Annotated in this window: 15 protein-coding genes; 5 read left to right on the top strand and 10 right to left on the bottom strand. The window is 47.9% G+C overall.

The window, feature by feature from the left end; all coding sequences use genetic code 11:
- Positions 1–2 precede the first annotated feature (2 nt).
- A complete protein-coding gene (locus tag AC1HDP_RS11110) occupies positions 3–617 on the bottom strand; it encodes a DedA family protein (protein WP_479638821.1) in 615 nt (204 codons plus the stop codon).
- A 286-nt stretch (positions 618–903) separates the two neighbouring features.
- Between AC1HDP_RS11110 and AC1HDP_RS11115 the strand changes: the two genes are divergently transcribed.
- Positions 904–1959 carry an alpha/beta hydrolase gene (locus tag AC1HDP_RS11115; protein WP_479638822.1) on the top strand — a complete coding sequence of 352 codons (1056 nt, stop codon included), beginning with the start codon at positions 904–906 and terminating at the stop codon, positions 1957–1959.
- 93 nt (positions 1960–2052) lie between these two features.
- Here the strand turns inward: AC1HDP_RS11115 and AC1HDP_RS11120 are convergent, their stop codons facing one another.
- The 6 genes from AC1HDP_RS11120 to AC1HDP_RS11145 all read right to left on the bottom strand — a co-directional run bounded on the left by AC1HDP_RS11120 (position 2053) and on the right by AC1HDP_RS11145 (position 9012).
- Entirely contained in the window at positions 2053–5169 is a 3117-nt protein-coding gene (locus tag AC1HDP_RS11120; protein WP_479638823.1) for an efflux RND transporter permease subunit, read from the bottom strand.
- Positions 5170–5179: 10 nt separating this feature from the next.
- Complete coding sequence (locus AC1HDP_RS11125) at positions 5180–6397, bottom strand: efflux RND transporter periplasmic adaptor subunit (RefSeq protein ID WP_479638824.1); 1218 nt, start codon at positions 6395–6397, stop codon at positions 5180–5182.
- On the bottom strand, positions 6394–7674 hold the full coding sequence (locus tag AC1HDP_RS11130; RefSeq protein WP_479638825.1) for a TolC family protein: 1281 nt from the start codon (positions 7672–7674) through the stop codon (positions 6394–6396). The genes AC1HDP_RS11125 and AC1HDP_RS11130 overlap by 4 nt, the downstream gene beginning before the upstream one ends.
- A gap of 119 nt (positions 7675–7793) precedes the next feature.
- The gene (locus tag AC1HDP_RS11135; RefSeq protein WP_479638826.1) at positions 7794–8180 is read right to left on the bottom strand and encodes a hypothetical protein; all 387 of its coding nucleotides are present in this window, start codon (positions 8178–8180) and stop codon (positions 7794–7796) included.
- A 233-nt stretch (positions 8181–8413) separates the two neighbouring features.
- A complete protein-coding gene (locus AC1HDP_RS11140; protein ID WP_479638827.1) occupies positions 8414–8587 on the bottom strand; it encodes a DUF3012 domain-containing protein in 174 nt (57 codons plus the stop codon).
- Positions 8588–8640: 53 nt separating this feature from the next.
- Positions 8641–9012 (bottom strand): SpoIIAA family protein, encoded by a 372-nt coding sequence (locus tag AC1HDP_RS11145; protein WP_140933783.1) that lies wholly within the window; start codon positions 9010–9012, stop codon positions 8641–8643.
- Between the two features lie 151 nt (positions 9013–9163).
- Here AC1HDP_RS11145 and arfB point away from each other — a divergent pair, with 151 nt between their 5' ends.
- The 3 genes from arfB (at position 9164) to AC1HDP_RS11160 (ending at position 10382) form a co-directional block, all read left to right on the top strand.
- Positions 9164–9577 (top strand): alternative ribosome rescue aminoacyl-tRNA hydrolase ArfB, encoded by a 414-nt coding sequence (gene arfB, locus AC1HDP_RS11150; RefSeq protein ID WP_479638828.1) that lies wholly within the window; start codon positions 9164–9166, stop codon positions 9575–9577.
- A 55-nt stretch (positions 9578–9632) separates the two neighbouring features.
- Positions 9633–10067 (top strand): type II 3-dehydroquinate dehydratase, encoded by a 435-nt coding sequence (gene aroQ / locus AC1HDP_RS11155; protein ID WP_140933785.1) that lies wholly within the window; start codon positions 9633–9635, stop codon positions 10065–10067.
- Positions 10068–10187: 120 nt separating this feature from the next.
- Entirely contained in the window at positions 10188–10382 is a 195-nt protein-coding gene (locus AC1HDP_RS11160; protein WP_479638829.1) for a DUF2986 domain-containing protein, read from the top strand.
- A gap of 118 nt (positions 10383–10500) precedes the next feature.
- Here the strand turns inward: AC1HDP_RS11160 and fre are convergent, their stop codons facing one another.
- Together fre and ubiD are read right to left on the bottom strand one after the other, a co-directional pair.
- Entirely contained in the window at positions 10501–11199 is a 699-nt protein-coding gene (gene fre, locus AC1HDP_RS11165; RefSeq protein WP_479638830.1) for an NAD(P)H-flavin reductase, read from the bottom strand.
- Between the two features lie 75 nt (positions 11200–11274).
- Positions 11275–12756, bottom strand: a complete 1482-nt coding sequence (gene ubiD / locus AC1HDP_RS11170; protein WP_140933788.1) for a 4-hydroxy-3-polyprenylbenzoate decarboxylase — start codon at positions 12754–12756, stop codon at positions 11275–11277.
- Between the two features lie 143 nt (positions 12757–12899).
- Between ubiD and AC1HDP_RS11175 the strand changes: the two genes are divergently transcribed.
- Positions 12900–13775, top strand: coding sequence for a hypothetical protein (locus AC1HDP_RS11175; protein ID WP_479638831.1), 876 nt, complete (start codon positions 12900–12902; stop codon positions 13773–13775).
- 94 nt (positions 13776–13869) lie between these two features.
- On the opposite strand, the gene thiE is transcribed toward AC1HDP_RS11175, so the two are convergent.
- Positions 13870–14502, bottom strand: coding sequence for a thiamine phosphate synthase (gene thiE, locus AC1HDP_RS11180; RefSeq protein WP_479638832.1), 633 nt, complete (start codon positions 14500–14502; stop codon positions 13870–13872).
- Positions 14503–14544: the final 42 nt, after the last annotated feature.

The following is a 14544-nucleotide window of genomic DNA, read 5'->3' on the forward strand; positions in this document are numbered from 1 at the left end:
AGTTAAGAAGCCAGCGGGCGATTCTTAGCGCGCCATAACAGTCCAAGTAATAGCAAGACGATAAGGGATGCAATCATCCAGCTTAACTGCTGATGTTGATGATAAAAATTAAGTATTGGGGTTAATTCGCGCTCAATGAGCGCAGGCCCTAAACCAAACACTAGCGCCCACACGCTAGTTGCTAATAGATTACCGAATAAAAATTGACGCACTGGCATCTTAGCTATGCCGCAGCCTAAACATAAATACTGCTTTAAGCCTTCAACAAAGCGGCTAATCAGTAGGCCAAGGCCGCCATATTGACCAATAAAACTATGAAGCTTGTGCTCTGTGGAGGGCTTTATCCAGCCTTTATCTAGCAGCACCTTGCCAAATCTACCCCCTAAATAATAGCCAATACAGTTACCGCAAAAGGCGCTCACTGCCGCCACTAAGATAACTAATGGCAATGACATTTGACCGCCCGCCGCCAAAATAGCCGCCACGATTAACAAAGACTGACCCGGCGCTGGAATACCAAAGCCTTCAACCGCCACCGCCAGCGCTAACACCAGATAACCATACTGATGCAGCCACGGGCTAAGCTCAGCCACTATATGATTGATTGATTCCAACATTAGGTTATCTCCAAGGCATTTAAGCCATTATTCTAGCTAATAATCATCATGAAGCGCGCGCATAATCCCATGATAATTGCTTCATCTAGCCCATGTTGACTATCAGTTGCATTAGGCCCACTGGCCTTTGATTCATCACTTAGCACAGTTAACTTACCACAACCCCATTATCGCCAGCGCCACACAATTCCTATAATCTCTTGCACTTAGTGACTAAGTTAAGGCGGCCCTTGTTGATAGTTAATCACAGCCGCGCGATTTCATTTAACTCATACAGGAAAGCCTAGTGGCAGGATTACAGTTACTCGCAGGCCCAAGTGCCTTAACTCAGTTGCGTGAGCAAGGATTGCAGCCACAGTTATTTAGCCAAATGCTGGCAGCCTCTGGTGGCCCAAAATTTTTAGGTTTGGCCAAGTTAGATGATTATCTTTTTAGTGACTTTTTTAATGACAGAACAACGCCGCTGCACACCTTAGGCTCATCATCGGGCGCGTGGCGCTTAGCCTGTTTAGCGCAAAACGATAGCCGCAGTGCCTATAATCGCCTAGTGGATGCTTATATCGACCAAAGTTATAGCGCGCGCCCAAGTAGGCAGGAAGTCACTTGCAAGGTTAACTCGTTAGTCAGTCATTTCCTTGGTGATAATGGCGCATCTGAAATCATCAATAACCCGTATATTCACCATCATATTGTGGTGTGCCGCGCTAAGCATTTTAATGCTAGTCGCCATAAAAGCTTGCAGGCATTAGGCTTAAGCTTTGCGGCCATGACTAACCTTGTGCATCGCCGCCTCCTTAATCACAGTTTTGAGCGAGTGCTAGTTAGCCCGCCGCAGCAAGAGTATCAAGCCTTTAGCCAAGTGGATGATCTCAATAGTATTCAAGCCCATTACCACAGCGATAACCTCAATCAAGTATTGCTGGCAAGCGGCAGTATTCCGTTATTGCTTGATGGCGTGCGCGGCATTAAGCATCTGCCTGCTGGCCAGTATTTTGATGGCGGCATCAGTGATTATCACTTTAAGCTCAAGCTAGCACTTGCCGAAGGCTTAACCTTGTACCCGCATTTTTATTCGCATATGAGCCCTGGCTGGTTTGATAAATCCCTGCCGTGGCGTCGCCATGCCAAGACGTTTGATAGGGCCTTAGTGCTAGCGCCAAGCCGTGAATTTATTGAGCGTTTACCATTGCATAAGCTGCCAGATCGCACTGATTTTAGTCAGCTAGATACGGCCACGCGTCTGCGTTACTGGCGTCAAAGTGTGGCTCAAAGCCAGCAGTTGGCCGATGAGTTTCATGAGGCTGTCACTCAGCAAAAATTCAGCATTAAGCCGCTGTTTTAACGCTGCTTCAAAGCTGTTATAAAATAAGAAACATAAAAAAATGCAGCCATTGGGCTGCATTTTTCATAACGCTTAAGTTTTCATTTCGCGCAGTTATTCAGGGCGAGCTAGCCCTTGATGCGCGGCGCGATACAAGGCTGGCAACACCAGCAAAGTTAACGCGGTCGAGCTAAATAAGCCGCCAATCACTACCACAGCTAAAGGCTGCTGAATCTCACTACCTATGCCTGATGACATTAAGATAGGGATTAATCCTAATGCTGAGGTTAAGGCCGTCATTAATACTGGGCGCAAACGCCCTACTGTGCCTTCAAGCACAGCGCTATCTAAAGACTCACCGGTCGCAAGACGCTGATTAATGGCATCCACCAACACCACGCCATTAAGGACAGCTACGCCAAATAAGGTAATAAAACCGATGGAGCTTGGCACAGATAAATAGGTGCCACTTAAATACAAGGCTAATACCCCGCCGATGAGCGCCAATGGCACGTTAGCCATGATTAACGCCGCTTGCTTACCGCTACCAAATGAGAAGAACAGCAGCAAGGCAATCAAGGCCACGGAAATCGGCACCACCAGCATCAGCTTTTGCTGCGCTCTTTGCTGGTTTTCATACTGACCACCCACCATGACGGTATAGCCTGGCGGTAAATCCGCTTGTGGCACTATGGCGTAAATATCATTGACCACTGAGCCCATATCACGGCCAGAGACGTTAGCTTGCACTACCACGCGGCGCTGCACATCATCACGGCGAATATTCGGAGGCGCCATTTCAACGGCAACGCTGGCAACTTCGCCTAAGCGCACTTTAGCGCCGCTGGTACCGGTTAGCAGTAAGTCTTCCAGCACATCCGGGGAGTTACGATATTGCTCAGCTAAGCGCACTTGAATATCGTATCTCGCGTTACCTTCAATCACTTGACCAGCACTGACGCCGCCAATGCCTTCACTCACTAAGGTCATGACTTGATCGACACTTATGCCATAGCGAGCTAAACGATCGCGATACGGACGCACAACCAGCTGAGCTTCACCACTCACTTGCTCCAATGACACATCCACAGCACCTTCAATGCCAGCGACTAGCTCAGATAACTGCTGACCTTTGGCTGATAACACATCCAAATCTGGGCCAAACAGCTTAATCGCGAGCTGCGCTTTTACCCCTGAGAGCAATTCATCCACTCGGGTAGCAATGGGTTGCGAGAACGTCAGTAACAAGCCTGGATACACGGCTAAACGCTCTTGCATCAAGTGTTGTAACTCAAAGCGATCGCTGGCCGATGTCCACTCAGACACTGGCTTTAAACCAATGTAGATTTCTATGTTGCTCACAGGCTCTGGATCGCCGCCAAGCTCAGGGGCGCCAATGCGGCTTAAGGCATATTCCACTTCAGGGAACTCAAGCAAAATGGCCTCAAGTTTAGGGGCTACGTCGATGGCCGTGCCTAAACTGGCGGTTGGCGCTAAGGTCACTCGCAAGTTAATGGTGCCTTCTTCTAACTCAGGCACAAATTCAGTGCCAAGGCGCGGCAATAACAGCATGGTCAGAATAAATAGACTTAACGCCGTAATTAACACTCGCTTAGGCGCGGCTAATGTGGCCACTAACAGGCGGCGATAAGTCGCTTCAAGCCCTGCTAACATAGGGTTATGGCGAACCTTTACTCCGGAATTAAATAAGTACACAGCTAAGGCTGGCACCATAAGCAGTGACACTATTAAGGCGGAAGCCATGGCAAGAATAATACTGACCGCCATTGGCTGGAACAATTTGCCTTCCACCCCTTCTAGTGAAAACAAAGGCGCAAACACTAGCATAATGATTAAGCTGGCAAAGAAGATAGGTCGGCACACTTCTTTGGCGGCCGCAGCCACTTTAGTCATTACGGTAGCGTTAGAGTCGCGGCTTAAATGCTTAAAGATGTTTTCAACCATCACCACTGAGCCGTCCACCAGCATACCAATGGCGATAGCTAAGCCGCCAAGTGACATTAAGTTGGCCGACATATCAAAATACGACATCAGCATTAATGCCAAACCAATAGACACTGGAATCGACAGTAATACCAAGGCAGTAGCGCGGATATTGGTTAAGAAAAACAGCAAGACAATCAAGATGAACACAAAGGCCATCAACAAGGCTTCAATCACAGTCGACACAGCTTGAGTCACTAAGTCGGATTGATCGTAAAACACCTCAAAATGCACGCCTTTAGGTAACGACTGCTGAATTAACGGTAAGCGCGCGTTGATTTCATCAATAGTCACCTTGGTATTATCGCCCATGCGCTTAAGCACGACGCCAGCAACCACTTCCCCTAAGTTTTCAACGCCATCATCAGTGCGGCGCGACATAGTCACGGCGCCGACGCGGATTTCACTGCCGTAATCTATCTTGGCAATATCACCTATGCTAACTGGCGTGCCCTGAAACTGAGTTAACGGAATGGAAGCAATGGCGCTAAGACCTTCATCGCCGCTTGGCAACATGCCATAGCCACGTACGACTAATTGCTCTTGGCCTTGGTCCATAAACCAGCCACCAGCATTGCGGTTATTGCTCTCTAACGCCGCCGTGACTTGGCTTAAATCTAAGCCAAAACCCAGCAGTTTATTCGGGTCAACTTGCACTTGATATTGACGGACATGACCACCAAAGGATAAAACATCGGTAACGCCGCCAACAGGCATTAATAGCAGCTTTACTAAGTAGTCATTGAGACTTCTTAACTCATCACTGCTTACGCCAGCATCTTTATCAGCCCTGAGCACGTATTGATAAATCTGACCTAAGCCTGAGGTATTAGGGCCGATTTCAGGCACGCCGACGCCAGATGGGATCATCTCTTTTGCTTGCTGAAGTATTTCAAACACTTGCTGGCGCGCAAAATAAATATCTGTGCCCTCACTAAACACCACAGTCACTATCGATAAGCCGGTGCGCGATAACGAGCGCACTTCTGTTACCGATGGTAAAGCGTACATGGCCGCTTCAACCGGATAAGTAATGAGTTTTTCGACTTCTTCGGCGGCTAAGCCTTCGGCCGCGGTATTCACTGTCACCTGCACATTAGTCACGTCAGGAAACGCGTCTAAATCCAGTTGTGGCAAGATAAAAGCGCTAGCAACAATTGCTGCCAGCAGCGCCATAATCACCAGCAAGCGCTGGCGAATGGTCGCTTCAATAATATTAGCTAACATAGGTCAGGTCTCAGTGGTTATGAATATCAAAGCCAGACTTGGCTTGTTCAGAGGCTAAGAAAAATGCGCCTGCAATCACCACATCGCCTTCACTCGGCATGCCAGTAACCAGATTCATACCGCGCTGTCTGTGACTCACTGTCACTTCAACCGCTTCAAAGGCATCGCCTTTGGCCACAAACACTTGCCAGTGACCATCGCTAGAGCGAGTTAATGCCGTATCTGGCAGCACTAAGCCCATTTGCTCTGAGGTGGTTAAATAGAGCTCGGCAAATTGCCCGGCATGAAGCACATGGCCGGGGTTATCCATACGCGCTAACACTTGCTCAGTGCGCGTTACGTTATCGAGTAAATGGGAGCGGCCAATAATGGTTGCTGGTAGTAACTTATCATTCACTCGCACTAAGGCTTCACTGCCCACGCTTAAACCCGCTGATTGCGCTGGGGTCACTTGAGCTTCCACCCATAGGCTCGACTCATTGGTCAGTTGCATCAAGGCTTCGCCGCCAGTAAATACCTGACCGCGCTGGGCCACATCTTGCTGCACCCGGCCATCAATGGGCGCTAATAATTGGAACTCACCGATATTTTTAGGCTGCGTCGCTAACGCGTTAATCTGCTCTGGCGTCATCTGAAGCGAAAACAAGATAGCGCGCTTAAGCTCAGCATCCACTTCGGCCAATAAACGCCGACTCGCGCTCACGGCTGAATTATCCATAGCTTTCACTCGGCGCCATTCAGCACTGGCATTAACAAACTCAGCTTGAGCTTGCGCTACTGCGGCGCCGCCCAAGGTTAATAATGGCTGACCTTGAGTCACTTGCTGACCGGGCGCTACATGGCGCTCTTGCACCCGCACCGCAAGTTCAGGCGCTAACACTATAGTTTGATCGCGATCGACAATTAAGCTCGCTGTCGCTACCGCTTCTAAGTTAAAGCGACTGTCTTTGAGTGGCATCAGCTCAATACCAGCTAACGCCATTTGCGCTGGCGATAAATGCAGGCCTTCTTCGTGATCATCTTCAGCGGCGTCTTTTGATGCGCTATCCACAGACGTTAACGTCGCGACCGCAGCGTTATTGGGCGCGTCCACAACGCTTGACCCTTGGCTTGCGGGTTCATCGTGATCATGATCAGGGCCGGCTTGCAGCGGCGCGGCCCACACTAAGGTTAATGCCAAAGTAATGGCTGAAATGCGCGGAAAATTATTAAGAGAAGTAGTAATCATGAGCGTGTCACCGAAGATGTGGAAGCAGTTACTTGAGACTGGCTGTAAGCCTGTTCAAACCATTGAGATAATTGACCACTTTGGGCCATCCAATTAATCCATTGGCTATAAATGGCTTGCTCTAATTGCAAACCTACTTGATAGCTACTGGCTAATTGCCTCTGACTTTGCAGGTATTCACCTGTGGCTAAATCACCACTGCGCCACTGCTGACCTAAAGAATTGGCCACTTCGGAGCCCGAGCGATACACCAGCTCGCGCCAATCATGGTAGCGCGCTAACAACTTAGGCACGCTTGTGCTAAAGAGCTGATAGCCTTGCTGCATTTGTCGCTCAATCACTAAATACTCTTGCTCTGCTAATATCACAGCTTCAACTGAGGCTGCGGTTTCGGCGCGGTAGCTGTTGCGAATTTGCAGTGGAATAGAAATGCCCACCCCAAATTTATTCTCGCTGCCTTCGCGCTCCGCATTAACGCTAACGGTTGGGTCAACGCTGGTGGTGCTGCGTACTACATCTTGCAATAGACGACTTTGACGCACTTGCAAATAGGCCACTTGCAGCGCAGGTAAACGGGCATCCACGGTTTGTGAGCTCGCTACACTGACTTCTTTCATAAAATCAGTGAGCGTCAGCTCTTGCCCCAGTAACCCTAACACTTCACTCATCGCCGTTAACTGCGCCTGCTCTGCCAAGGCAAATTCAGCGCTAATACTGGCCAGTTCAAGGGATAACTGCTGCAGTGCCACTTGGGGTAAATCCCCCACATCCACACGCTTACGGCCAATCTCTAATTGCTTTTGGGCATGCTCCAATTGCTGCTTGGCAAAGGTATATTCTTTAGTGGCAATATCTTGGGCCACTATCGCCGTTAAGGCTGATGCCAATAATTGATCTTGAGTTAATTGCTGTTGTAATTCAGCTTGCTGCAGGCTTAATTGCGCCAAGGCTGTCGCGCTGCCGCGCTTATCGCCCCAATCTATGGTCTGGCTCAGGCCTATGCCATAGGTATCTTCAGTGGCATTTTGATAGCTCACATCAAGCTCGGGATTATAAATGGCTTGATTGGCTGCTTCTACGGCGTAACGCTGCTGATTTAACAGCGAAGTTTGCGCGTGCATTTGTGGCAGTGCGGCAATAATAGTCTGTAGCTGCGGCCACCAATGCGCTTGAGCTTGACGCTCAAAGCTAGCCTCTGTCTCCAATTGAGCAGCACTGAGCGTGGGCGCAATTAGCCCGAAGCCCAGCACCATGGAGGCAATAATGGATTTTTTCATGGTTATTTCCAAAAAGTAACTTCAAAGGCTGTAAAACGGCATGCGCGAAAACCATAAGAAAAATTCTTATTTGTTTTCAGTCGCTAATGCGAATACAGCGAACAAGTAACACTCAGGAATTAAACGATGGGAGGACGATATAAGGTGGTGCTAGCCACTAATACTGCGCCTAAGTTAGCGGCTGGTAATAAGGCTTCAATGGGGGATGTTGCCAATTGCGGCAAGAAAGATAATAAACTCACGGCGCCGCCATGACATTGGCAATCAAGACATAAATCAAAGGATTGCCATTCAACGCTTTGGTGTTCATGGCTCAAGAAAGTTAATTCTGAAGCAACACGCGGCGCGCCATCATCAGTATTACATTGGCATTGAACGCACAACTCAGTGACTAAAACAGGGGCGACAAATTGCAAGTGGGGGTGCGAGTTTTCATCAGCGGCGACACCAACATCAAGATGCAACTGATGAGCACCACTATTGGTTGCGACAAATTGCAGCAACACTATGGCGATCAAAGCGCATGTTAATTGGTGTAACATCCTAATGGATATCAAGCTACCAGCCCTGTTGTTTCAGTGAGTTAAGTTTATTAGCTGCGCAATCATAAGCCATTGATTAATGATAGCAAGCGATTTTACCTAACTTGACATTAACCGTGATCAGTTTGTGATCCGTCACGGTTAATCATGCAAAACCTAGCGGTTTAACATTAAGCACTAAGGCTCATTATGCTTTATCAATCAATGGTATTGCCAAAGACGCAGTGCTTAGCATAGCTACCGGCTTCATCTGCCGTCCACTCACCTTTAGGTTTTTTATCCATGTGTTCGCACCAAGCTTTACTGCCCACTTCTGGCGTACAGGCCGCTAACCACACCATGGCCATAACGACTGCTATTATTCTGGTCATTATCATTCACTCCAAAGGTTTAAGGATTTTATCTACCAACAAGTATCATAAATTTAACGGCTTAACTCTTGTCTATGGGCGAGGAAATCGAGGGCATCAGCTTTAAGATGCAGTGGAAACCAAGCCACTTGGCCTTGAATAAGCGGCCCAAATAACTGCAATGCATTACCCACCCAATCTGGGCCGCCTAGCATAACTAAGGTATCAAACGGGGCAAATTGCACTTGGCCGGCGCCAAATAAGGTCGATTTATCCCAGCCTTCAAGTAAGACGTCGGCCTCAATATACAAGTCAATGCGGCCATGCTGCGCCTGATAACTCACCATTAATGGCTGCAAGCGTTCACGATAATCTGCAGCGGAAATACGGCCACTCACAAATAAACTCAACACGCCTGGGGATACATCGGGGATTTGACACAACATGAACACACTCCAAGTCGAATTTTATCTGCGGCATAAGGCAAATCAGTACCTCTTGCCGGCGAATTTGCCCATAATAGCCAATTACCTATGAAGGCGGCTAACTTATTTAGTGAGCATCTTCACTAGTTACTGAATTAAGTTAGGTTAGATCATGATCAAAATCTCAAACCGCGTCATCCTCTCGGATAACGAAATCGAATGGCAATTTATACGAGCCAGTGGCGCCGGTGGACAACATATCAATAAGGTATCAACGGCGGCGCAATTGATATTTTCAATTGCCGACTCATCCTTACCGGAAGAATACCAACAAAAGCTATTAGTGCTTAGGGATCATCGCGTTACCCAAAGCGGTAAAATCATCATTAAATGCCAGCAGAGCCGCAGCCAAGACACCAATCGGCAAACGGCTCTAGAGCAATTTATTGCCTTAGTGCAAAGCGTGATGATTACTCAAAAGAAGCGTATAGCCACGAAAGCCAGCCGTAATAGCCAACGCAAACGTATGGATAGCAAGACCCAGCGCGGCCAAGTGAAACAACTGAGACAGAAAAAATTTGATTGACCCCATAGCCAGTCCATGACAATTTTTGCAAGCAAGCTCATCACAAGGAACTCAAATGTATAAAATTTTGCTGCTTAATGGCCCGAATCTTAATTTACTGGGGCGACGTGAGCCTGAAAAATATGGTCATCAGAGCTTAGATAGCATAGTGACGACCTTGATGCAGCAGGCTTGCCAACTCGGGGTTAGCCTTAGCCATTTTCAGTCTAATGCCGAGCATGAGTTACTGGATGCCATACACACTACTGATGCTGACTTTATTTTGATTAATCCCGCCGCCTTTACTCATACCAGTGTGGCGCTGCGTGATGCCCTGCTTGGGGTGGCCATTCCTTTTATTGAAATCCATTTAAGCAATGTGCATGCGCGCGAGCCGTTTCGTCATCATTCCTATTTATCGGATGTGGCCGTAGGCGTGATTTGCGGCTTAGGTAGCCAAGGCTATGAACTCGGCCTGCAAGCCGCGGTTAAGCAATTGCAAAGTCGCTAACACTAATACAGGCGCTAAATAATGACGCTAACACTCAAGCCAATGGCAGCAGCCATGCCGCCCCCTGTCAGGATTGAGGTATAATCACCGCCATAGGTACTCATTCAATCGCTAACTCCCATGAATCGTAAAAAGAAAATTAACCAAACCTTAATCGCTAAAGACAAGCGTAAAAAGGCCAAGCTTAATGGCCGCCCTAAGTCTGACTATGTGAGTAAAGCCGAACGTGAGCGTTTAGCCTTAATAGCTGAAACCGCAGATGCCTCAGACACGCCATCTGAGATTGCGCCAGAGACAAAAACCGAATCGGTTTAATCTATGGCGGGATGTTTGCTCGAACTTATATAAAAAAAGCGCCCTAAGCTCATGGCTTAAGGCGCTTTTTTTGAGTGCTAACTCATAGAGCTATGGCACTCTTTATCTTTAGGCCGGCTTATTTAATAAACGCAAACGCATCGCCAAACAAGTGCGCTTCTTCAACGCCCATTTGTCTAAACTGCTCACGAGCCGCGCCCACCATAGCAAAACGGCCAGCGATATAAATATCGTATCCCATTAAGCTAATAAAATCTGATTTGATTTGCTCCAGCAAATTGCCTTGCTTGCCACCCCAATCTTCGCGGGCATCTTCAATCACAGGCACAAAGTGCAGCCAAGCATGATCTTGATGCCACTGTCTGGCGATAGATTCAAAATACATGGCATCTTGAGTGCGGCAACCCCAGTACAACTGAGTTTCTACGCTTTGGCCAAGAGCTATCATGTGCTCCACTAAGCTCTTGATATAAGAGAAACCTGTGCCGCCGGCAATCAATAATCTTGGGCGCTGGCTATGCTCACGTAAAAAGGCGTCACCGCCTGGCATTTCAATGTCTATATGGCTGCTAGTCTTTAAACGCTCAACCACTTGCATTGGGTAAGCTTCTGATTCAGCAGCGCCAATATGCAATTCAATATGATCTTGCCCAGGCGCACTGCCAATAGAGAAGGCACGCTTGTCATTCTTATCCATTTTCACCAGCAAGTACTGCCCCGCTTTAAAATCACAGGCAACATCTGGCTTCAGTTTCACTTGATAAACTGAGTCATTAAAAGGCGTAACAGCCAATACTTGGCAGCGAATCGTTTGCATGAGCTTTCCTTGTTACCTTTCTGCGAAGGTTTGTGTCATTGATTAATGAGAGGTATTTGCATCCTGATAGGGTGATTATAAGGTAGGCTGAGGATCTATGCCCAGCTCATCCCAAATGTCATCGACTTTTTGCTTTACAGCGTCATCCATGACAATAGGCGTGCCCCATTCGCGATCGGTTTCACCCGCCCATTTATTGGTAGCATCTAATCCCATTTTCGAGCCAAGGCCCGCAACCGGTGATGCAAAATCCAAATAATCAATCGGCGTGTTATCTATCATCACAGTATCGCGAATAGGATCCATACGGGTAGTAATGGCCCAAATGACATCTTGCCAATTACGGCAATCCACATCGTCATCCACTATGACAATAAACTTGGTATACATAAACTGACGTAAGAAAGACCAAGCCCCCATCATGATGCGCTTGGCATGCCCAGGGTACTGCTTACGAATGGAGATAACGGCCATGCGATAAGAGCAGCCTTCTGGCGGCAAATAAAAATCTACGATTTCAGGATATTGCTTACGCAAAATCGGCACAAATACTTCATTTAATGCCACGCCTAGCATAGCTGGCTCATCTGGTGGACGGCCGGTATAAGTGCTGTGATAAATAGGATCGCGTCTGTGAGTCACATGGGTAATAGTAAACACAGGGAATTTATCGGTTTCGTTGTAATAGCCAGTGTGATCGCCATAAGGGCCTTCAACCGCTAATTCATCGGGGTCGATATAACCTTCAAGAATAATTTCACTGGTAGCTGGCACTTCTAAGTCGCAGCTTAATGCCTTAACCACTTCGGTACGCTCACCACGCAGTAAACCTGCAAAGGCATATTCGCTCATGGTATCTGGCACAGGAGTGACTGCGCCTAAAATAGTCACAGGATCGCTGCCTAAGGCGACTACCACAGGATATTTTTCACCGGGGAATTGCTGCTTAAAATCAGCAAAATCTAAGGCGCCGCCGCGATGGGATAACCAGCGCATAATCAGCTTATTTTTACCCAGTAATTGCTGGCGATAAATCCCTAAATTCTGGCGTTTTTGTCTTGGCCCTTTAGTGATAGTCAGTCCCCAAGTCACTAAGGGGGCTGCATCTCCCGGCCAGCAATGCTGAATAGGTAACTGAGTTAAATCAACGTCATCGCCAGTAATTACGACTTGCTGACAAGGCGCGTTACGCACAGTTTTTGGCGGCATGTTTAAGGCTTGCTTAAACATAGGGATTTTAGCTATGGCATCTTTAAAGCCGCGTGGCGGCTCAGGTTCTTTTAAAAATGCCAGCAATTCACCGACTTCACGCAGGGCAATCGGGTCATCTTTACCTAAGGCCATAGCCACGCGCTTAGGCGTGCCAAATAAGTTGGCCAGCACTGGCATCTTGCTGTTTTTCGGATGCTCAAACAAAATGGCTGGGCCACCTGCGCGCAATACTCGATCGCAGATCTCGGTCATTTCCAAATGAGGATCAACCGGATAACTAATACGTTTAAGTTCGCCATTGGCTTCTAAATGGTCAATGAAACTACGTAAATCCTTAAAACTCATGTGGATATAACCCTGCTATCGTTCGCCTTGATAGCGCGACTATAGCATTAATGCTGGGCATAATTAATAGTTAAGCGTTAAACAACAAGCTGCTATGCTTGCTAAAAGTCGCTACTTATTAACAACTCAGTGGGAGACTCATCATGGTTACTTGGTTCGCTTTAATCCCCTGCTATCCCCTAGATAAGGCTAAGCCCCCTGTTAGCATGAGCCCGCTATTGGCCTTGACTGGCATTAAGATAAGTAGCGCGATTGCAGTCGCAAGTGTTGCGACCTTAGTGAGCTTAAGTGTTATGAGCCCAGCGCTGGCCGAAAACCCATCCTTGAGTCAGCAGCCTAGTCAAACTGTGCAACAAGTCGCTTATGCTGCGCAGCAAGGCGCTGGCATCGAGCAGCAAGGCCCGCATTATCGGCCGCAAAGCTATGATTACAACAATAATTACAGTAACAACTACAATCGGCAGCGCTACAATAATCGCTATGACAATCGCTGGCGCGAGCCCGTAAGGCATAACTCCTATTGGCGCAGTGGATTTAACTCGTTCAACCATACCCCTTATTACAATCACTCTTTTAGTCGCTTTGGTAGTTCGTGGATTATTGGCAGTGGCTTAGGTCTGTGGAATAACAATAACCAATGGGGTAATAACGGCTGGGGCAATGGCAACTGGAATAATAACGCTTGGCATAATGGTAATTGGAACGCCTATGACAAGTATGATAGCTACCCTTATCGCGCCTCCAATGCTTGGGGAAATAGCTATCGCAACCCCTATGATAATTATCAGCGCCCGCGCCCAGAAGTGGGAGTTATTACAGTGCCAGCGCCCACAGTAATGACAGAGCCTGCCCGCGCATTTAGCCCGCAAACCCGTGGCCTAGAGCGCTTAGGCACTGATGCCCAAGTGGTGGTGGTTGATGGCCATTATCGCTACCGCTGGCAAGATAACGTCTGGTGCCTTGATTGGAAAACTGAGCGCTATTTCCCCGCCGCCAGTCAGCAATGCCAAAAACCTTAACCGATATGAATAAGCGCATTGGCCTTAGCTTACCCTTACCTTACTTTAGAAAGTAAAAGTGCAAGCCTAAGGCCAATGCCGAACTAACGCTTATCTAACCCTTAGCCCCCATCAAATCCACTAGCTTAGCCGCGGCTTGTTGTGGGTTGCTGGCATGACAAATGGCTGTGACTAACGCTATGCCATCTACCCCTGTCGCGGCTATTTCTTGAATATTAGCTTCATTAATACCGCCAATGGCCACCAGCGGCAACTGACTAGAATTGACCGCCTGAGTGAGGCCAGCAATGCCCCATTGGTTAATGATGTTGGTCTTAGTAGGGGTTGCAAATATCGCGCTAATGCCGAGGTAATCCACAGGAAGCGTCTGCGCCTCCCTAAGCTGAGTGTCATTTTCAACCGACAAGCCCAATATCATCTTGGGGCCGATTAAGGCGCGCGCCAGCGCGGCAGGCATATCCGATTGACCTAAATGCACGCCATCGGCTTTTACGGCTAAAGCAACGTCCACGCGATCGTTAATGATAAGCGGCACGCCGCTGCCCTTAAGCACTTGCTTAATGGCGGCGGCGCGCTCAATAAAGGCGCGCACATCGCCGTGTTTTTCACGCACTTGCACCATAGTCACACCGCCCTTGATGGCTGCGCTAACTAGCTCGCATAAGGTGGTAATGTCTTGCTGTTCGTCTGTCACTAAATACAAACGGTAAGGGTTGTTCGTCATCATAAGTACCTAAAATGAGTGCCTAAAATAAGTGCCCCGAAAAGT

Source organism: Shewanella sp. ISS20 (assembly GCF_056522965.1).

Coding starts and splice junctions, on each gene's coding strand:
- AC1HDP_RS11110 (WP_479638821.1), bottom strand. CDS start 617: ATGTTGGAATCAATCAATCATATAGTGGCTGAGCTTAGCCCGTGGCTG.
- AC1HDP_RS11120 (WP_479638823.1), bottom strand. CDS start 5,169: ATGTTAGCTAATATTATTGAAGCGACCATTCGCCAGCGCTTGCTGGTG.
- AC1HDP_RS11125 (WP_479638824.1), bottom strand. CDS start 6,397: ATGATTACTACTTCTCTTAATAATTTTCCGCGCATTTCAGCCATTACT.
- AC1HDP_RS11130 (WP_479638825.1), bottom strand. CDS start 7,674: ATGAAAAAATCCATTATTGCCTCCATGGTGCTGGGCTTCGGGCTAATT.
- AC1HDP_RS11140 (WP_479638827.1), bottom strand. CDS start 8,587: ATGACCAGAATAATAGCAGTCGTTATGGCCATGGTGTGGTTAGCGGCC.
- AC1HDP_RS11145 (WP_140933783.1), bottom strand. CDS start 9,012: ATGTTGTGTCAAATCCCCGATGTATCCCCAGGCGTGTTGAGTTTATTT.
- arfB (WP_479638828.1), top strand. CDS start 9,164: ATGATCAAAATCTCAAACCGCGTCATCCTCTCGGATAACGAAATCGAA.
- aroQ (WP_140933785.1), top strand. CDS start 9,633: ATGTATAAAATTTTGCTGCTTAATGGCCCGAATCTTAATTTACTGGGG.
- AC1HDP_RS11160 (WP_479638829.1), top strand. CDS start 10,188: ATGAATCGTAAAAAGAAAATTAACCAAACCTTAATCGCTAAAGACAAG.
- fre (WP_479638830.1), bottom strand. CDS start 11,199: ATGCAAACGATTCGCTGCCAAGTATTGGCTGTTACGCCTTTTAATGAC.
- ubiD (WP_140933788.1), bottom strand. CDS start 12,756: ATGAGTTTTAAGGATTTACGTAGTTTCATTGACCATTTAGAAGCCAAT.
- AC1HDP_RS11175 (WP_479638831.1), top strand. CDS start 12,900: ATGGTTACTTGGTTCGCTTTAATCCCCTGCTATCCCCTAGATAAGGCT.
- thiE (WP_479638832.1), bottom strand. CDS start 14,502: ATGATGACGAACAACCCTTACCGTTTGTATTTAGTGACAGACGAACAG.